Annotated in this window: 20 protein-coding genes; all 20 read left to right on the top strand. The window is 45.8% G+C overall.

Annotation, left to right across the window (positions count from 1 at the left end; all coding sequences use genetic code 11):
- Window positions 1-35 precede the first annotated feature (35 nt).
- The 20 genes from CD004_RS21285 (at window position 36) to CD004_RS21185 (ending at window position 18,110) form a co-directional block, all read left to right on the top strand.
- Window positions 36-590 (top strand): manganese efflux pump MntP, encoded by a 555-nt coding sequence (locus tag CD004_RS21285; protein ID WP_102264595.1) that lies wholly within the window; start codon window positions 36-38, stop codon window positions 588-590.
- A gap of 188 nt (window positions 591-778) precedes the next feature.
- A complete protein-coding gene (locus CD004_RS21280) occupies window positions 779-1,216 on the top strand; it encodes a low molecular weight protein arginine phosphatase (RefSeq protein ID WP_102264594.1) in 438 nt (145 codons plus the stop codon).
- Between the two features lie 96 nt (window positions 1,217-1,312).
- Window positions 1,313-2,608: a methyl-accepting chemotaxis protein gene (locus tag CD004_RS21275; RefSeq protein ID WP_102264593.1), complete on the top strand. Its 1,296-nt coding sequence runs from the start codon at window positions 1,313-1,315 to the stop codon at window positions 2,606-2,608.
- Between the two features lie 286 nt (window positions 2,609-2,894).
- Window positions 2,895-3,335, top strand: coding sequence for a ribose 5-phosphate isomerase B (gene rpiB, locus CD004_RS21270; RefSeq protein WP_102264592.1), 441 nt, complete (start codon window positions 2,895-2,897; stop codon window positions 3,333-3,335).
- Window positions 3,336-3,368: 33 nt separating this feature from the next.
- Window positions 3,369-3,950 (top strand): TIGR01440 family protein, encoded by a 582-nt coding sequence (locus CD004_RS21265; protein WP_102264591.1) that lies wholly within the window; start codon window positions 3,369-3,371, stop codon window positions 3,948-3,950.
- 174 nt (window positions 3,951-4,124) lie between these two features.
- Window positions 4,125-5,366 (top strand): serine hydroxymethyltransferase, encoded by a 1,242-nt coding sequence (locus tag CD004_RS21260; RefSeq protein WP_102264590.1) that lies wholly within the window; start codon window positions 4,125-4,127, stop codon window positions 5,364-5,366.
- A 178-nt stretch (window positions 5,367-5,544) separates the two neighbouring features.
- The gene (upp, locus tag CD004_RS21255) at window positions 5,545-6,174 is read left to right on the top strand and encodes a uracil phosphoribosyltransferase (RefSeq protein ID WP_041964614.1); all 630 of its coding nucleotides are present in this window, start codon (window positions 5,545-5,547) and stop codon (window positions 6,172-6,174) included.
- 226 nt (window positions 6,175-6,400) lie between these two features.
- The gene (locus CD004_RS21250) at window positions 6,401-8,695 is read left to right on the top strand and encodes a S8 family serine peptidase (protein ID WP_102264589.1); all 2,295 of its coding nucleotides are present in this window, start codon (window positions 6,401-6,403) and stop codon (window positions 8,693-8,695) included.
- A gap of 384 nt (window positions 8,696-9,079) precedes the next feature.
- Complete coding sequence (locus CD004_RS21245) at window positions 9,080-9,301, top strand: AtpZ/AtpI family protein (protein WP_102264588.1); 222 nt, start codon at window positions 9,080-9,082, stop codon at window positions 9,299-9,301.
- Window positions 9,302-9,307: 6 nt separating this feature from the next.
- The gene (locus tag CD004_RS21240) at window positions 9,308-9,679 is read left to right on the top strand and encodes an ATP synthase subunit I (protein ID WP_102264587.1); all 372 of its coding nucleotides are present in this window, start codon (window positions 9,308-9,310) and stop codon (window positions 9,677-9,679) included.
- Between the two features lie 24 nt (window positions 9,680-9,703).
- On the top strand, window positions 9,704-10,414 hold the full coding sequence (gene atpB / locus CD004_RS21235; protein ID WP_102264586.1) for a F0F1 ATP synthase subunit A: 711 nt from the start codon (window positions 9,704-9,706) through the stop codon (window positions 10,412-10,414).
- A 70-nt stretch (window positions 10,415-10,484) separates the two neighbouring features.
- Window positions 10,485-10,697 (top strand): F0F1 ATP synthase subunit C, encoded by a 213-nt coding sequence (gene atpE, locus CD004_RS21230; RefSeq protein ID WP_023613579.1) that lies wholly within the window; start codon window positions 10,485-10,487, stop codon window positions 10,695-10,697.
- Between the two features lie 269 nt (window positions 10,698-10,966).
- A complete protein-coding gene (locus tag CD004_RS21225) occupies window positions 10,967-11,476 on the top strand; it encodes a F0F1 ATP synthase subunit B (protein WP_264191046.1) in 510 nt (169 codons plus the stop codon).
- Window positions 11,473-12,009: a F0F1 ATP synthase subunit delta gene (locus tag CD004_RS21220; protein ID WP_102264584.1), complete on the top strand. Its 537-nt coding sequence runs from the start codon at window positions 11,473-11,475 to the stop codon at window positions 12,007-12,009. Before CD004_RS21225 ends, CD004_RS21220 begins: the two co-directional genes overlap by 4 nt.
- 24 nt (window positions 12,010-12,033) lie before the next feature.
- Complete coding sequence (gene atpA, locus CD004_RS21215) at window positions 12,034-13,542, top strand: F0F1 ATP synthase subunit alpha (RefSeq protein ID WP_102264583.1); 1,509 nt, start codon at window positions 12,034-12,036, stop codon at window positions 13,540-13,542.
- A gap of 84 nt (window positions 13,543-13,626) precedes the next feature.
- The gene (locus tag CD004_RS21210; protein ID WP_102264582.1) at window positions 13,627-14,487 is read left to right on the top strand and encodes a F0F1 ATP synthase subunit gamma; all 861 of its coding nucleotides are present in this window, start codon (window positions 13,627-13,629) and stop codon (window positions 14,485-14,487) included.
- An 87-nt stretch (window positions 14,488-14,574) separates the two neighbouring features.
- Complete coding sequence (gene atpD / locus CD004_RS21205) at window positions 14,575-15,987, top strand: F0F1 ATP synthase subunit beta (protein WP_102264581.1); 1,413 nt, start codon at window positions 14,575-14,577, stop codon at window positions 15,985-15,987.
- Between the two features lie 22 nt (window positions 15,988-16,009).
- Entirely contained in the window at window positions 16,010-16,417 is a 408-nt protein-coding gene (locus CD004_RS21200; protein WP_102264580.1) for a F0F1 ATP synthase subunit epsilon, read from the top strand.
- An 812-nt stretch (window positions 16,418-17,229) separates the two neighbouring features.
- On the top strand, window positions 17,230-17,607 hold the full coding sequence (locus CD004_RS21190; RefSeq protein WP_102264578.1) for an NADH-quinone oxidoreductase subunit A: 378 nt from the start codon (window positions 17,230-17,232) through the stop codon (window positions 17,605-17,607).
- A complete protein-coding gene (locus CD004_RS21185; protein ID WP_023613587.1) occupies window positions 17,598-18,110 on the top strand; it encodes a NuoB/complex I 20 kDa subunit family protein in 513 nt (170 codons plus the stop codon). The genes CD004_RS21190 and CD004_RS21185 overlap by 10 nt, the downstream gene beginning before the upstream one ends.
- The last annotated feature ends 2 nt before the right edge of the window (window positions 18,111-18,112 follow it).

Below are 18,112 nucleotides of genomic sequence, written 5' to 3'. Positions count from 1 at the left end.
ATATGCTGAATTAGCAAGTCCGAGGGGGCGAAGACATGACAGCAATAGCCGGCGAATTATTCACACTTATGTTGATGGCATTCGCGTTGGGAATGGATGCCTTTTCCGTTGGTCTCGGAATGGGCATGTTCAGACTGACGAAAAGGCATATATTTAAAATTGGCGTCACGATAGGTTTATTCCATGTATGGATGCCACTGCTTGGAATGGTGGCTGGGAGATTTTTGTCCGAGCAGTTCGGGGCAATAGCTGGATATATTGGCGGCCTGCTCCTGATCGTGCTGGGTGTACAGATGATTTGGGCAAGCTTCAAAGAAGATGAGACAAGCGTGATTACCCCGGTTGGCAAGGGTTTATTTATTTTTGCCCTCAGCGTCAGCCTTGACAGCTTTTCGGTAGGATTGACACTTGGAATTTACGGCGCGAGGACACTGCTTGTATTGATTTGTTTTGGTGCAGCGGCAATGGTTCTTACGTGGGCGGGCCTCCTGGTCGGAAAAAGAGTGCAGGGATGGCTTGGTACATACAGTGAGGCATTGGGTGGCGGCATTTTGCTCGCTTTCGGGCTGAAATTGCTTCTTCCTCTATAACATCTTTATGCACCTGCTCGTCAGGTGTATTTTTTTGTATAAAACTTGTATGCACCTGCTCATCGGGTGGATTTTTTATAAAACCTGTTTGCACCTGCCAGGCAGGTGTTTTTTACTTTCTAGCAAAAATGAAAATGCGGAAAGATTATCATATAATGGAGAAAAGTTATTAATAGGAGGGACAAAACATGGCACGCATCTTATTTGTCTGTACCGGAAACACATGCCGCAGCCCGATGGCGGAAGCGATTTTAAAAAGCAAACAATTGCCTGGAGTCGAGGTGAAATCGGCAGGAGTATATGCCCCGAATGGTGCGGAGGCTTCTGTCAACGCAAAGACAGTGCTCGAGGAGAACAATATCAGCCATGATCATCGCTCCTCGACATTAACAATGAAAGAAATCGATTGGGCAACCTTGGTCCTGACAATGACACAGAGTCATAAAGGCTTGATCTTGAGCCAATACCCAGACGCTGCGGATAAAACTTTTACATTGAAAGAATTTGCTGATGAAAAGGGAAACCTGGATGTGGCAGACCCGTTTGGCGGAAATGAACAAATTTATCGCGAAGCTTTTAAAGAAATTCAAAAAAGTATCGAAAGAATCATAGATAAAATCCGATAATACCTTTGAGAAGTTCTTTTCGGATGTGGCGCGATTAATTCGAAAAGCAAAATGATGCAAAAATGTCATTCTATTATTTTTTCAGGGGGATTATCAGTGGGATCTAAACGCAGCTACAAAATGGGATTACGGAAGAAATTGGTCATGCTGACGACTGTGTTGGCTATCATTACTTATTCAACAAGCGCATTTTTCATTTATTTCCTGTATCCTTACGTTCAAAATTTCATCGAGATTAATTCAGTCATTTTTACTGCGGCAGTTCTAGGAATGGGGATTTTCTGGTCAGGCCTGCTTGCGTATATGGCTGCCGGTCTGATTGTCAAGCCATTGCAAAAGCTCGAGCAGTCTGCAATAAAAGCAGCGCAGGGCGAAATTGGTGAGGATACGGAAGTATCAAAATCGGATGACGAGATCCGCTCTTTGGGACTTGCCTTCAATAATATGCTATCAAACCTGCGTGAAATGGTCAGCCAGATTGATAGTAACTTCAAAGAAACAAATGAAAAAGTCATCCAGATATCCGGGCAATCTGCGGCAGCATCCGAGCAGGCGTCCATCATCTCGACAACTATTAAAGAGATTGCCGCTGGGGCGGATTCTTCAGCATTATCTACACAGACAACAGCTGAGTCTGTCGATGAAGTCATACGGATCGCCGAGGATGTCCAGGAAAAAGCAAGGACATCTGAATCGATTTCAGTGGAAATGGTCAAAGACTTGCAGGAATCGAAGAATGCGATTCACTCGCTGATTTCCGGCATCGAAACACTTGCAAATGATAATCGTGAATCACTAGGTACGGTAAAACGATTGGAAGAGAACGCGACAAAGGTAGAGCAAATCATCCAGCTTGTTGGCGATATCGCGGCACAGACGAATTTGCTCGCCTTGAACGCATCGATTGAAGCAGCCAGAGCTGGTGAGCACGGAAAAGGATTTGCCGTCGTTGCCGAAGAAGTGAGGAAGCTTGCTGACCAGAGTGCGGACGCGGTCCAGGGCATTTCTGAACTGATCCAGAACATCCAATCTGAAGTCCAGAACGTTGTCGGACAGATCAGCAGACAGGTTGAAACCGCGAACGGTGAAGTGAAAAAAGGCGAGAGAACGAACCAGGTAATCGACGCAATGACCTCAACGATTCATGAGATGGCAGACGTCATTCATACGATCGCTTCCTTGGTCGAAACACAAATGGAAACGATCCAGCACACATCCACTCAATCGCAGGAAATGGCGGCAATCGCAGAAGAAACCTCCGCCGGAGCAATCAGCGTAGCTTCAGCAGCCGAACAGCAGGCAGAAGTCATCGCAAATGTCGAGGATCTAGCGGTTGAACTGAAGAATCAAGCTGAGAAATTAAAAGGTACGATTACGAAGTTTTCGTTATAGAATTTGAACCGCAGCTGAGATGCTGTGGTTTTCTTTTTGTAAAAATGGAAAAAATCTGCGAAATTTCCAATTCTCTATATAAATGAAATTCTCGCTGTAAAATTGAAAAAGTCGCTATATAAAATAGAAACTCGCTATAATATTTTTTCCTGATCTAATTTCGGTGGTGAAAAGCAGAAATATCGACACAAACCTACCCGTTTTCTTTATAATTCAGAGCGAATATGAGAAAATAACGATAGATTTGATCGCCCCGCAAGCCGGGATAACATAGGAGGATTTTACAATGAAAGTTGCTATTGCTTCAGACCATGGCGGAGTGAATATCCGCGAAGAAATTAAGAGTTTGATGGACGAAATGAATATCCAGTACGAAGATTTCGGCTGCGAATGCGGTACATCTGTTGATTATCCAGACTATGCGCTTCCGGTTGCTGAGAAAGTGGCAAACGGAGAGTTTGATAAAGGGATCCTGATTTGCGGTACTGGCATTGGCATGAGCATTGCCGCCAACAAGGTAAAAGGAATCCGCTGTGCGCTTGTGCATGACGTATTCAGTGCAAAGGCGACTCGCCAGCATAATGACACCAATGTCCTTGCCATGGGCGAACGAGTCATCGGACCGGGATTAGCCCGTGAAATCGCAGCTGCATGGCTATCTACGGAGTTCGAAGGCGGCCGCCATGAAAACCGCGTCGGTAAAATTAAGGAGTATGAAAATAAATAACTTCCAACCTAAGAACTATCAAATACAAATGTAATGGAGGCGTTACAACTGTCTATCGAACAATGGAAAACAGAATTGAACTCCATCCTTACTGAATTTAATGAACAGGTGCAGCTGAAAAAAGACCAGGTGCTGGTCGTCGGCTGCAGCACGAGTGAAATCATCGGCAAGCGGATTGGCACAGCGGGAACAGATGAGGTTGCGGAAATGGTCTTCAGCCAGCTCCGCGAATTGCAGGAGAAAACAGGCATCCAGCTGGCATTCCAGTGCTGCGAGCATTTGAACCGGGCGATTGTCGTCGAGCGGGAAACAGCTGAAAAGAAGCAGCTGGATGAAGTGACCGTGATCCCGGTGAGGAATGCGGGCGGTGCGATGGCAGCTTACGCATACAAAAACCTTGAGGATGCGACGGTGGTCGAGTTCATCAAGGCTGACGCCGGCATTGATATTGGCGATACGCTGATCGGCATGCAAATGAAGCACGTCGCTGTACCAGTAAGAGTGAAGCAAAAAAGCATCGGTCATGCTCATGTTACTCTGGCGAAAACAAGGCCGAAGCTAATCGGCGGCGCTCGTGCGGTTTATGAGCAATCGAAGGAAAACGAGTCTTGCTGACAGATTTAAGGAACTAGGTTTTACTGACAAAGGAAAGGCAATGAAGGAAAACACAGCCCTGATATTCAGATCTACTTTTACCTTCATCCTTTTCTTTCATTATAATATCAGCTAAAATAAGAATGAATTTTCTAATAACGGAATAAGGCAATACATATAAGAGGGGGAACTTAAGTGAAGCACTTGTCACAGCAGGACAGCCAGCTATACGCTGCAATGCAGGATGAATTGAAGCGTCAGCGCACGAAAATCGAATTGATTGCATCGGAGAACTTTGTCAGTGAAGCGGTAATGGAGGCGCAAGGGTCTGTACTTACGAATAAGTACGCAGAAGGCTATCCGGGCCGACGTTATTATGGAGGATGCGAATATGTTGATGTTGCTGAGAATATCGCCCGCGACCGCGCGAAGGAAATTTTCGGCGCAGAGCATGTCAATGTCCAGCCGCACTCAGGCGCGCAAGCCAATATGGCTGTTTATTTCACAATCCTTGAGCAGGGAGACACTGTGCTTGGGATGAACCTGTCCCACGGCGGCCACTTGACGCACGGAAGCCCGGTCAACTTCAGCGGCATCCAGTATAATTTCGTCGAGTATGGTGTCGATGAAGATACTCATGTAATCAACTATGATGTCGTTCTTGAAAAAGCTCGCGAGCATAAGCCGAAGCTGATCGTTGCCGGCGCAAGTGCTTATCCGAGAGCTATCGACTTCAAGCGTTTCCGTGAAATCGCTGATGAAGTTGGCGCTTACCTGATGGTCGATATGGCTCATATCGCTGGTCTTGTCGCGGCTGGCCTCCACCAGAATCCAGTGCCATATGCTGACTTTGTTACAACGACTACTCATAAAACTCTTCGCGGCCCGCGCGGCGGAATGATCCTCTGCAAAGAAGAATTCGCGAAGAAAATCGATAAATCCATCTTCCCTGGAATACAGGGCGGGCCGCTTATGCACGTCATCGCTGCTAAAGCAGTAGCATTCGGCGAAGCGCTTCAGGATTCTTTCAAAGAATACGCCGAGAAAATCATTTCGAATGCTAACCGCCTTGCAGAAGGTTTGAATAAGGAGGGCATCGACCTTGTATCGGGCGGTACGGACAACCACTTGTTATTGGTTGACCTGCGCTCTCTTGGCCTGACTGGAAAAGTGGCGGAAAAGGTGCTTGATGATATCGGCATCACCGTCAATAAAAACACGATTCCATTCGATCCGGAAAGCCCATTCGTCACAAGCGGAATCCGCATCGGTACTGCTGCAGTCACAAGCCGCGGCTTCGGACATGAAGAAATGGACGAAATCGCTTCAATCATCGCTTTCACATTGAAAAATCACGAAGACGAGGCGAAGCTGGAAGAAACAAGCAAACGCGTCGAAGATTTGACAAGCAAGTTCGAACTATATCCTGAAAGATAAGATTTTACCCGGCGGCCCTACATGAATGAGGGCCGCTTTTTCCGGGAAAAATCATTACAATATAGCGGTTGCTTGTACAGTGGTTTTTCTGTAAAATTATACGAAGTGTGATTCAACAGATCTTACATATAACAGACAGGTGTTCACAACTCATTTACCTTTAAAAGGAGCGATACACATGGCAAAAGTATACGTATTTGACCATCCATTGATCCAGCATAAACTTACTTATATCCGCGAAAAAAGCACAGGCACGAAGGAATTCCGCGAGCTTGTAGACGAAGTCGCAACGCTGATGGCGTTCGAAATCACGCGTGACATGCCGCTTGAGGAAATTGAAATTGAAACACCAGTCGAAAAGACAAAATCAAAAGTACTTTCAGGCAAAAAGCTCGGCATTATCCCGATTCTTCGTGCAGGAATCGGAATGGTTGACGGCATCCTGAAATTGATCCCGGCTGCGAAGGTAGGACATATCGGACTATACCGTGATCCAGAAACATTACTGCCGGTTGAATACTATGTGAAACTTCCAAGTGACGTCGAAGAGCGCGATTTCATCGTCGTTGACCCAATGCTTGCGACAGGCGGATCTGCCGTCGAAGCGATTAACTCTCTTAAAAAGCGCGGCGCCAAGCACATCAAGTTTATGTGTTTGATTGCAGCTCCAGAAGGGGTAGAAACGGTAAAAGAAGCACACCCTGATGTAGATATTTATATCGCTGCACTGGATGAAAAGCTGAATGACCACGGATATATCGTACCTGGATTGGGAGATGCAGGAGACCGTTTATTCGGGACTAAATAAGATTTTGCAGAGGCACCTCTTTTAAAAGAGGTGCTTTTTTTCGTTATGGAATTAGAATTATTCTAGTTCGCGGAATTAAGGTATGATTTCGCAGGATAATGGTAATTTTTCGCGGAACTCAACACACTTTTCGCGAGATTATATAACGTTTTCACGGAATAGATGTACTCTGAATATAAAACTCCCTAAAAAGAAACGCTATGTTAAAAAAGGGGAGCTATTTTTCATGAAAAAACTTATTTTATTAATAATTGTCCTAGCATTGGCAATCCTCACTGCATTTCAACCGCAAAAACTGGAGCTCCCGCCGATTCCTCAAGAAGATCCCCAGACTGAGAAAGTTGCTATCGTGCTGACGGAGCAGCCGGTCGAAGAACTACAAATCAAAAATCAGCTAAAAAACCTAAAAAACACAAAGCTTCGCCGCATTTTCAAGCATGCGGTAAATGGATATTCCGTTAAGGGGCCTATCTCCGAGCTTCAACAGCTTGAACAGTCGAATGACATCCAATTTTTATCCGAAGTTAACACGTACAAGGTGGAGAACTCAGCCCATCTGCCAAATCGATACAAGCCAAGCGAAAGCTTTATCGATAATTTTGAGTTGATTGGAACGGAAGCGGTCCGCGGGCTTCTTGATGAAAAAGGCAATCGCCTTACAGGGAAGGGTGTGACGATCGGGGTAATCGACACGGGGATAGATTATGAGCATCCTGACTTGCGGAGAAGTTTTTCCGGAGGACATGATTTGGTCGATGGCGATGATGACCCGATGGAAACGAAGGGTGCCGGCTTTAGAAGCACCCTGCACGGAACGCATGTGGCAGGTGTCATCGCGGCGAACGGAAGAATGAGGGGGATGGCTCCCGATGCGAAAATAGTTGCCTACCGGGCGCTTGGACCAGGAGGGAGTGGAACGACCGAACAGGTCATAGCTGCTATCGATGAAGCGATAAAAGACAAAGTGGACGTCCTGAATCTTTCGCTCGGAAATGATGTCAATGGCCCGGACCTTCCTATCAGCCTGGCGCTCAATAAGGCGGTCGATGAGGGAATCGTCGCAGTCACTTCATCCGGGAATTCTGGTCCAAACCGGTGGACTGTAGGTTCGCCAGGCACGGCTTCAAAGGCCATCTCGGTAGGGGCCTCAACGCCTCCAATGCAGGTGCCTTATGTCAACGCCCCAGGACTATCTAAAGAAATACGGCTAGAACTTTTACAGGGATCGGACAATTGGAACATTACCCAAAGTGAACAGCTTGTTATTGCAGGGCTGGGAACGAAAGAAGAAATGAATGATGTAAGGGATAAGCTCGTGCTAGTCGAACGGGGTAAGCTGACTTTTACCGAAAAAGCGAAGAATGCATTGGAAGCAGGTGCAATCGGCGTGATTATCTATAACAACACAAAGGGAACATTCTTTGGAAACCTCGAAGAAAACCTGCCAATCCCAGTGGCCGCAATCAGTAAAGCAGAAGGATTGGCGCTAAAAAAACAGCTTAATAAAAACTCAATGCTGATTCGCATGAAATTAATAGAAGAAAAAGATATCCTTGCTGATTTCAGCTCTCGCGGTCCGGTGACAGTCACATGGGAAATCAAGCCGGATATTGTCGCTCCCGGCGTTGCGATTAACAGTACGATTCCCGGAGGCTACCTCCCGCTTCAGGGAACAAGCATGGCAGCGCCCCATATTGCAGGAGCAGCAGCGCTGATCAAGCAAGCCCATCCAGATTGGACCCCGGCTGAAATCAAGGCAGCAATTATGAACACTGCCAAGGATATCAGCGACCGTGACGGCAAGAGGTACCGGACCTTCGAGCAGGGAGCAGGAAGGATCCAGCTGGATGCAGCGATCAATACGGAGAGCCTGGTCATTCCAGGTTCACTGCAATTCGGTAAATTCCAGCTTACCGATAACATGCATCGTCACTCTGCGAAGCTTACAGTCAAAAATACAGGTTCAGACACTAAAAATTATTCATTTTCGATTCCCCAAAAAGAAAAGGGAATTGAATGGGAGCTTCCGATGAGCTTTTCGCTGAAACCGAATGAAGCCAAAAACGTGGAGCTTGCGATGAAAGCCACTCCGGATTTGTTAAAAGATAAAATCCATGATGGCAGCCTTGTTATGGATGATGGGAAAAACGAGATAAGGATTCCATACTTGTATGTTCTGGAAGAACCTGATTATCCGCGGGTGATGGGCTTCGACTTCGCCCCGGCAGATAACGGCAAGGCTTATCGTTATGAAGTCTATTTGCCTGGAGGAGCAGACGAATTTGGCATAGCGCTTTTTGATCCGGATCAATACCGCTTCGTCGGATTCCTTGATTGGGGAAGAAAACTGGAAAAGGGAATGGTAGGAAAGGAAATACCTCTGGAAAAATTGCCGGAGGAAGGACTGTACCTTGCCAAGGTATTCGCAAAGAAAAAAGGGCGAGAGAGCACGATAGACGCCATGATTTTTATAGGTAAAAGTACAAGGATTGGAAAGCACGATAGACGCAGTGGTTTGTGAAATAATACAAGGGCCGGAGAAAAGTAATCCTTATCCGGCCCTTTTTTATTTTCATTAAACTATTGGTGTTCTTCCATAATCTCGGTCACACCTCAAAAACGACATTAATGGAAAAAAACACTGAGAGAATTCAGATAAAAATAAGCTTTAATAATATAATACTAACATAGGGTTACTGGTATATATTTTAAGTGAAAACTTTGTGAATTTTTTCACCGCTATGGATTGACATTGACAATAGCCTATTGTATGCTTACAAAGGGCATAAAATGATAAGGTTTTCAATGTTGATATGCAAGCTTTTTTTGTGAAAATATTGTTTTTTCGGAAAATGATTTTTCACCCCCTGAAGCTCCCATTCTCAAAAGTGAGGATGCGTTTTTTATGCGCCGAAACAACCGCCACCCTTTTCAAGCGATGGCACTCATGTCCGCTATACTATCTCAATTGGTAGGCTCCATTTTAATTGGCATTTTTTCCGGAAGATGGCTGGACCAAAGTCTTGGTACAGAACCGCTTTTCTTAATATTCGGATTGCTGATCGGATTGGCGGCAGGTGTTTATGCCATGCTCCGCCTCATCCAACACTTCTTTTCGGGAGACTAGCCATTTATGGAAATCCAGGACTTGTTTATTCGCCAGCGCAAATACATATTCACCTTGTTGTCTCTATACGTACTCGGGTACGGCTTTACAAGCTATCAATCTGTTTTTGCCGGGTTGATCTTTGGTACAAGCCTGAGCCTTTTTAATTTATGGCTGCTTGCGAGGAAAATGAACAACTTTGGTGATTCGGTTGTACAGGGGAAGAAGGTGCGCTCGCTCGGCTCGATGTCGAGGCTTGCTACCGGAGCGCTTGCTGTGATAGTTGCGATGGAATACCCGGATCGCATAAACCTTGTGTTTACAATTTTGGGATTAATGACAGCTTACATTGTCATTATGATAGATTTTTTTGTCCAGTCTTTTCAATCACGTAAATAGCGGGGAAGAGAGGTGAATTTACTGATGCATCATGAAGCTCCATTATTAGATTTATTTGGGCTTACTTTTAACTTAGCAAATATGCTGATGATCACAGTGGCGTCTGCTATTGTTTTCATCATTGCAGTTCTTTCCACTCGTAAGCTTGCGATGAAACCGGCAGGAATGCAGAATTTCATGGAATGGGTTATGGATTTCGTCAAAGGAATCATCAACAGCACGATGGACTGGAAGGATGGGGGAAGATTTCACGTCCTTGGAATCACATTACTGATGTATGTGTTTGTTTCCAATATGCTGGGACTGCCGTTCTCTGTCGTTGTCGACAATGAACTATGGTGGAAATCACCAACAGCTGACCCAGTCATTACACTGACTCTAGCAGTCATGGTTGTAGGACTTTCCCATTATTATGGCGTCAAGCTTAAAGGGACTGCTGAATACGGCAAAGAATTCTTTAAGCCATTTTGGTTCATGTTCCCGATCAAGATCATTGAAGAGTTCGCGAACACGCTCACACTTGGTCTTCGTCTTTACGGTAACATTTACGCAGGTGAGATCCTGTTGGGTCTGCTTGCAGCCAGCCTCGCTACGGATGCAGTCGGACACTTGGCTGCAGCACTTCCAATGCTTGTATGGCAAGGTTTCTCCGTTTTCGTCGGAGCAATCCAGGCATTTATCTTCACAATGTTAACGATGGTTTATCTCTCTCATAAAGTGAGCCATGACCATTAATATATACCTGTTCATTTAATGGACAAAACACAAAAAACATTTTTTCATACATTAAAGGAGGAACTTTATAATGGGTCTTTTAGCAGCAGCAATCGCAATTGGTTTAGCAGCACTTGGTGCAGGTATTGGTAACGGTTTGATCGTATCACGTACAGTAGAAGGTATCGCTCGTCAGCCAGAAGCTCGCGGTATGCTTCAAACTACAATGTTCATCGGGGTTGCATTGGTTGAAGCGATTCCTATCATCGCTGTAGTTATCGCGTTCATGGTTATTGGTGGTTAATTCATTATAAGAATTTAAGATGGCGAAGATCATTCCGCGCGAACCTTCGCCATTCTACTATGTAGACTTTTGCGGGTTTATATCGGCAGGGGTCGACCTGAATTTGAATGCAAGCAATAGTTTGAAATAAAATCGGGCAAGCCCCTGGATTTGTAACGGGCAGCCTTTAGCAGTGGCTTTGAGCCGTTGGCTTTTTGCCAGATGGCGCATGTTGGACCTTTTTAAATCATGGTACAACTCTTGAAGGGAGTGAATCGAGGGTGTTAACAATGAATTATGCAATGGGAGCGGCAGCCGGCCTTAATACAGGTGATATCTTGTTCCAGCTCATTATGTTCCTTGTTTTGTTAGCATTGCTTAAGAAGTTCGCTTGGGGTCCATTGATGGGCATCATGAAGGAACGTGAAGAGCATATTGCTGGCGAAATCGGAGCGGCTGAGAAAAGCCGTGCTGAAGCACAGAAACTTTTGGAAGAACAGCGTGACATGCTTAAGCAGGCACGCACAGAAGCACAGGGCCTAATTGAAAACGCAAAGAAACAGGGCGATGTACAGCGTGATGAAATCATTGCACTGGCACGCACTGAATCTGAAAGAATCAAAGAATCTGCGAAGCTTGAAATTGAACAGCAGAAGGAGCAGGCTGTTGCAGCGATCCGCGAACAAGTTGCTTCACTATCTGTATTGATTGCTTCTAAAGTAATCGAGAAGGAAATCTCTGCGGCTGACCAGGAAAAGCTCATCAATGAATACATTCAAGAGGCGGGTAATGCCCGATGAGCAACTCGACAGTAGCAAAACGCTATGCCCTGGCACTTTTTCAACTCGCTTCTGAAAAGCAGGCCCTTCCACAGGTTGAGGAAGAGCTTCGCACAGTGAAAGAAGTTGTTGTGAACAATCCTGAATTGACTGCATTTTTAAAGTCTCCTAAGCTTCCTAATGAGAAGAAGAAAGAGGTTTTAAAGCAAGCTTTTGGATCTGTGAGCACATATGTCCTTAATACTCTGATGATCTTGGTTGACCGCCACCGCGAAGACCAAATCGCAGACGTTGCTGACCAGTTCATCGCCCTTGCGAATGATGCAAAAGGCGTGGCTGAAGCAAAAGTTTATAGTGTCCAGCCGTTGACGGCTGAGCAAGCTGAAGCACTTTCAGCTTCGTTCGCGCCACAGGTTGGCAAACAGTCACTTCAAATTGAAAACATTGTAGATTCCAATTTGCTTGGAGGCGTAAAGCTTCGCATTGGAAACCGCATTTTTGACGGCAGCTTGCGCGGCAAGCTAGACCGCTTAGAACGTAAATTGCTAGGCTAAGATTCGTAGATAGGGGTGAAACTCATGAGCATCAAAGCTGAAGAAATCAGTGCGCTGATAAAATCGCAAATCGAAAATTATCAGTCGGAAATTCAAGTGAGTGATGTGGGTACAGTTATCAGTGTTGGTGACGGTATCGCCCGTGCTCATGGCCTCGACAATGTCATGGCTGGAGAACTTGTTGAATTTTCAAACGGCGTTATGGGTATGGCACAAAACCTGGAAGAAAATAACGTCGGTATCATCATCCTTGGACCTTTCACGGACATCCGCGAAGGTGACGAGGTACGCCGTACGGGCCGCATCATGGAGGTTCCTGTAGGGGAACAGCTTATCGGCCGCGTCGTAAACCCTCTTGGACAGCCAGTCGATGGCATGGGTCCAATCAATACAACTAAAACTCGTCCAATCGAGTATGCTGCACCAGGCGTTATGGATCGTAAATCAGTTCATGAGCCGTTGCAGACTGGTATCAAGGCGATTGACGCTCTTGTTCCAATCGGCCGCGGACAGCGTGAATTGATCATCGGTGACCGCCAGACTGGTAAAACATCTGTAGCGATCGATACAATCCTTAACCAAAAAGGCCAGGACATGATCTGTATCTACGTTGCAATCGGACAGAAGGAATCAACTGTACGTAACGCGGTTGAAACTCTCCGTAAGCACGGCGCGTTAGATTACTCTATCGTTGTTACAGCATCTGCTTCCCAGCCAGCTCCGTTGCTATACCTTGCTCCTTACGCTGGTGTAACAATGGGTGAAGAGTTCATGTACAATGGCAAGCACGTTCTTGTCGTATATGATGACCTTTCAAAACAAGCGGCAGCTTACCGTGAACTTTCCTTGCTGCTTCGCCGTCCTCCAGGTCGTGAAGCTTACCCAGGGGATGTATTCTACTTGCACTCACGCTTGCTAGAGCGTGCTGCTAAGTTGAGCGACGCTAAAGGCGCAGGTTCAATCACAGCACTTCCGTTCATTGAAACACAAGCAGGCGACGTTTCTGCTTACATTCCAACGAACGTTATCTCAATCACAGACGGACAGATCTTCTTGCAGTCTGACCTATTCTTCTCTGGCGTACGTCCAGCGATCAACGCAGGTCTTTCTGTATCCCGTGTAGGTGGATCCGCTCAAATCAAAGCGATGAAGAAGGTATCTGGTACACTGCGTCTTGACCTTGCTTCATACCGTGAATTGGAAGCATTCGCACAGTTCGGTTCTGACCTTGACAAAGCAACTCAGGCAAAACTTAACCGCGGTGCCCGTACGGTAGAAGTACTTAAACAAGATCTTAACAAGCCACTTGCTGTTGAAAAGCAAGTAGCAATCCTATATGCACTTACTCGCGGCTTCCTAGACGATATTCCATTGCAGGATATCCGCCGCTTCGAAGGTGAATTCCTTTCATGGTTAGACCACAACCATACAGAAGTGTTAGATCATATCCGTTCAACGAAGGAACTTCCTTCAGACGACGATATGACTGCTGCAATCAACGCTTTCAAAAAGACGTTTGCGGTATCTGAATAATAAGTGATGCAGGAACCAGCCTCATACTGGTCCTGCCTGACCTTGGACTAACAATTCTTTTGTAAAAGGGTGGTGAGAACCGAAATGGCATCTTTACGCGATATAAAAAACCGTATTACTTCGACTAAAAAGACGAGCCAGATTACCAAGGCAATGGAGATGGTATCCGCAGCTAAATGGAACCGTGGAGTCATGAACGCGAAAGCATTCGTTCCTTACATGGAAAAAATCCAGGAAGTGACTGCCTCAATCGCAATGGGCAGCAAGGATTCCAACCACCCAATGCTGAACAGCCGTCCAGTCAAGAAGACGGGATATCTAGTGATTACATCTGACCGTGGTCTTGCAGGTGCTTACAACAGTAACGTCCTGCGCCAGCTGTATCAGACAATCCAGCAACGCCATAAATCAAATGATGAGTTTGCGATCATCGCGATCGGACGTGTCGGCCGTGACTTTTTCCTGAGCCGTGGCATGAACGTTGTCCTTGATATCGTAGGCATCGCTGACCAGCCGTCTTTCGCGGAAATCCAGGATATCGCCAGCAACACAGTTGGCATGTACTCGGATGGTACATTTGATGAACTATATATTTACTACAGTCATTACGTCAGCGCGATTGCACAAGAAGTAACGGATAAGAAGCTGCTTCCATTAACGGATATTGGCGGAGCTTCAACAAAGCTTACTTCTTATGAATTCGAACCAAACGCTGAGGAGATCCTGGAAGTTCTCTTGCCGCAATACGCAGAAAGCTTGATTTACGGAGCACTGCTTGATAGCAAAGCAAGTGAACACGCTGCTCGTATGACAGCCATGAGAAACGCAACGGACAATGCGAAAGAGCTGATCAATTCCCTCAGCTTGAGCTACAACCGCGCGCGTCAGGCTGCTATTACCCAGGAAATCACCGAAATCGTCGGTGGAGCTGCAGCACTCGAATAGATTTTCCAATGATAACAGGGGATGTGGCTTGATGCCGCATCCCATCATGATGTATATATTTCAACTAGTACGATAGGAGGGAACAAGATGAACAAAGGACGCGTTCTCCAGGTTATGGGTCCGGTTGTTGACATTAAGTTTGAAAGCGGCAATCTTCCAGAGATCTATAACGCTTTGAAAATTGTAACCAGCGATGCGGATGTGAACATCGAACTAACTCTTGAAGTAGCCCTTCACTTAGGCGATGACACAGTTCGTACAATCGCGATGTCTTCCACAGACGGCCTTAAGCGTGGCGTCGAAGTATTAGATACAGGTGCTCCAATCTCCGTTCCGGTTGGGGACGTAACACTAGGACGTGTATTCAACGTATTGGGTGAGTCAATCGACCTTGACGCTCCAGTTGCTGCTGATGCACGCCGCGATTCAATCCACAGGGAAGCTCCAACATTCGAACAGCTTTCAACTGAGGTTGAAATCCTTGAAACAGGGATCAAGGTAGTTGACCTTCTTGCTCCATATATCAAGGGTGGTAAGATCGGATTGTTCGGTGGTGCCGGTGTAGGTAAAACCGTTCTTATCCAGGAATTGATCAACAACATCGCTCAAGAGCACAGCGGTATCTCCGTATTCGCAGGTGTTGGTGAGCGTACACGTGAAGGTAACGACCTTTACCATGAAATGACTGACTCTGGCGTTATCAAGCAAACTGCGATGGTATTCGGTCAGATGAACGAGCCGCCAGGAGCACGTATGCGTGTTGCCCTGACTGGTCTTACTATGGCAGAATACTTCCGTGATGAGCAAGGACAGGACGTTCTTTTCTTCATGGATAACATCTTCCGTTTCACGCAAGCAGGTTCTGAGGTTTCTGCCCTACTTGGCCGTATGCCATCAGCGGTAGGTTACCAGCCGACTCTTGCAACTGAAATGGGTAAATTGCAGGAACGTATCACATCTACTAACGTAGGTTCTGTTACTTCCATCCAGGCGATCTATGTACCAGCCGATGACTACACTGACCCGGCTCCGGCTACAACTTTCGCTCACTTGGATGCAACAACAAACCTTGAGCGTAAGCTTTCTGAAATGGGTATCTACCCTGCAGTGGATCCACTTGCTTCGACTTCACGTGCATTGACACCTGAAATCGTTGGCGAAGACCACTATTCAGTAGCTCGCCGCGTACAGCAAACATTGCAGCGTTACAGAGAACTTCAGGATATCATTGCGATCCTTGGTATGGATGAGCTTTCTGACGAAGATAAGCTGACTGTACACCGCGCTCGCCGCATCCAGTTCTACCTGTCACAAAACTTCCACGTAGCTGAACAGTTCACAGGACAGAAAGGTTCTTACGTGCCAGTTAAAGAAACAGTTAAAGGATTCGCTGAAATCCTTGACGGCAAATATGACCACCTTCCAGAAGATGCATTCCGCCTAGTTGGCCGAATCGAAGAAGTTATCGAGAATGCAAAACGTATGGGTGTAGAGGTCTAATAACGGACCAGGAGGGTAAAAAATGAAGACGATTAAAGTCAGTGTTGTTACTCCCGATGGGCCGGTGTATGAATCAGATGTTGAAATGGTAAGCACAAAAGCGAGCACAGGCGAGCTTGGAATCTTGCCAGGCCACATTCCTATGGTTGCACCGCTACAAATTGGCGCTGTCCGTTTGAAAAATGGCAGCAATAACGAGTTCATTGCAGTCAGCGGCGGCTTCCTCGAGGTCCGTCCTGAGCAGGTGACCATCCTTGCTCAATCTGCTGAACAATCATCTGAAATCGATCTTGAACGTGCACTAAAAGCAAAAGAACGCGCTGAGCAGCGCCTGCATGAAAGAAAGCAGGAGAACATCGACTTCAAGCGTGCAGAACTTGCCCTGCAGCGTGCGATCAACCGTATTTCAGTTGCAGAACGCAGAATTTAATTTTAATGATTCGATCAACACCCTCCGGGACGCCGGAGGGTGTTTTTTATTGCGTAGCGTGGCGAACCTGCTTCCAGTATCCTTGCAAATTTGGGCGCAGATTCCGTTTCGCCAATAAAGTTGTGAAAACCGCCAATAAAATCTGATTTTCGCTAATAAAAATTTTTTTTCGCCAATAAATCGGAATAATCGCCAATAAAAGTGTGAAAACCGCCAATAAAACTAAACACCAGCAAATTCACCCTCCAATTTTCAGTAGAATTCCTTACTTCAACCATACATTTAATCAAAATCAGAAGAGTTCTTCCTTCCAAGCCACTGATTTATAAGCAAAATTAGAAGAACTCAGTACTCATTCACCTCTTCCACGCAAAAATCACAAAAATGTTCGCCAAAAACAATTCAAAGTCAATCTTCCAAAAGAGATTGCCACAATGTTGACAAACGTCACTGACAACTTAACCCAAAATGTATTTAATATAAAATGTAACCGATTGTCTTATTTTAGGAGCAGTGGATACCGAAACAAGGGGGCTGCACACTCCAAATTGATGCGCTGCCACGGCAATAAAAAGCATGGTGAAAACAATGAGAATAAATTGCCTTCTGTACAACTAAGTATGGAAGGGGACGACTCTTTCCAGCGGGGAATCCAACCATCAATCAGAAACTATTTTTCTATTGAAAAAGGCTTGGAAGAAGGTTGCCAGATTGTTCAAAGGCTTGTCGACACACTATTGTAACAATGGTATAATTGTTATCGGTTACAAGATTAAAAAGTATGAAAATTTCACAACATTGGAGGGATGGGCATGGAGCAGTTGAATCTATATCAAAATAACTATTTGATAGTCTTTGTGTTCCTATGTCTCGGGGTATTGCTTCCAATCGTAGCCTTGTTTGTGGCTAAGCTTTTGAGGCCGAAGTACAAGCAGGACGAGCGGAAATATACCACCTACGAGAGCGGGATGGAACCGTTCAGTGATGCGCGGGTCCAGTTTAATGTCCGTTATTATGTTTTTGCTCTTATGTTCGTTATTTTTGATGTAGAAACAGCGTTTTTGTATCCATGGGCTGTCGCCTATGAGAAGCTGGGAATCTTCGCATTGATCGAGATGCTGATTTTCGTCGTAATGCTTCTCATCGGACTCATCTACGCATGGAAAAAGAAGGTGCTAAAATGGATTTAAAGTTGGATGATTTCTCACCTGAAGAAGTGGCAGAACTCCAAAGGAACGTATTTGTGACAACTCTTGAACAGGTTAAAGGCTGGGCCCGCAGCAACTCGATGTGGCCAATGACTTTCGGTCTTGCGTGCTGCGCGATTGAAATGATGGCATCCAGCTCGGCTCACTATGACCTGGACCGTTTCGGGACATTCTACCGGAACTCACCTCGTCAGTCTGATGTCATGATTGTTTCTGGTACCGTAACGAAGAAAATGGCTCCGACTGTCCGCAGGCTGTACGACCAGCTGGCAGAACCAAAGTGGGTAATCGCGATGGGTTCATGCGCGACAGCAGGCGGTCCATATGTAAAATCATACTCAGTTGTAAAAGGTGTCGATCAGATCGTGCCGGTCGATGTTTACATACCGGGTTGCCCGCCGAATCCAGCAGCATTGATTTACGGGATTAATAAATTGAAAGAGAAAATCCGTTATGAGGCGAAAACCGGGAAGAAGGTGATCTAACC

Source organism: Mesobacillus jeotgali, assembly GCF_002874535.1.
GTDB classification, from domain to species: domain Bacteria; phylum Bacillota; class Bacilli; order Bacillales; family Cytobacillaceae; genus Mesobacillus; species Mesobacillus jeotgali.
Note: the sequence above shows the minus strand (reverse complement) of the source record. Positions and strands in the feature narration are given on the sequence as shown.

What these genes read in the sequence shown, in the direction of transcription:
- CD004_RS21285 (WP_102264595.1), top strand. Translation starts at nt 36, where the DNA reads ATGACAGCAATAGCCGGCGAATTATTCACACTTATGTTGATGGCATTC.
- CD004_RS21280 (WP_102264594.1), top strand. Translation starts at nt 779, where the DNA reads ATGGCACGCATCTTATTTGTCTGTACCGGAAACACATGCCGCAGCCCG.
- rpiB (WP_102264592.1), top strand. Translation starts at nt 2,895, where the DNA reads ATGAAAGTTGCTATTGCTTCAGACCATGGCGGAGTGAATATCCGCGAA.
- CD004_RS21265 (WP_102264591.1), top strand. Translation starts at nt 3,369, where the DNA reads ATGGAGGCGTTACAACTGTCTATCGAACAATGGAAAACAGAATTGAAC.
- upp (WP_041964614.1), top strand. Translation starts at nt 5,545, where the DNA reads ATGGCAAAAGTATACGTATTTGACCATCCATTGATCCAGCATAAACTT.
- CD004_RS21250 (WP_102264589.1), top strand. Translation starts at nt 6,401, where the DNA reads ATGAAAAAACTTATTTTATTAATAATTGTCCTAGCATTGGCAATCCTC.
- CD004_RS21245 (WP_102264588.1), top strand. Translation starts at nt 9,080, where the DNA reads ATGCGCCGAAACAACCGCCACCCTTTTCAAGCGATGGCACTCATGTCC.
- CD004_RS21240 (WP_102264587.1), top strand. Translation starts at nt 9,308, where the DNA reads ATGGAAATCCAGGACTTGTTTATTCGCCAGCGCAAATACATATTCACC.
- atpB (WP_102264586.1), top strand. Translation starts at nt 9,704, where the DNA reads ATGCATCATGAAGCTCCATTATTAGATTTATTTGGGCTTACTTTTAAC.
- atpE (WP_023613579.1), top strand. Translation starts at nt 10,485, where the DNA reads ATGGGTCTTTTAGCAGCAGCAATCGCAATTGGTTTAGCAGCACTTGGT.
- CD004_RS21225 (WP_264191046.1), top strand. Translation starts at nt 10,967, where the DNA reads ATGAATTATGCAATGGGAGCGGCAGCCGGCCTTAATACAGGTGATATC.
- CD004_RS21220 (WP_102264584.1), top strand. Translation starts at nt 11,473, where the DNA reads ATGAGCAACTCGACAGTAGCAAAACGCTATGCCCTGGCACTTTTTCAA.
- atpA (WP_102264583.1), top strand. Translation starts at nt 12,034, where the DNA reads ATGAGCATCAAAGCTGAAGAAATCAGTGCGCTGATAAAATCGCAAATC.
- CD004_RS21210 (WP_102264582.1), top strand. Translation starts at nt 13,627, where the DNA reads ATGGCATCTTTACGCGATATAAAAAACCGTATTACTTCGACTAAAAAG.
- atpD (WP_102264581.1), top strand. Translation starts at nt 14,575, where the DNA reads ATGAACAAAGGACGCGTTCTCCAGGTTATGGGTCCGGTTGTTGACATT.
- CD004_RS21200 (WP_102264580.1), top strand. Translation starts at nt 16,010, where the DNA reads ATGAAGACGATTAAAGTCAGTGTTGTTACTCCCGATGGGCCGGTGTAT.
- CD004_RS21190 (WP_102264578.1), top strand. Translation starts at nt 17,230, where the DNA reads ATGGAGCAGTTGAATCTATATCAAAATAACTATTTGATAGTCTTTGTG.
- CD004_RS21185 (WP_023613587.1), top strand. Translation starts at nt 17,598, where the DNA reads ATGGATTTAAAGTTGGATGATTTCTCACCTGAAGAAGTGGCAGAACTC.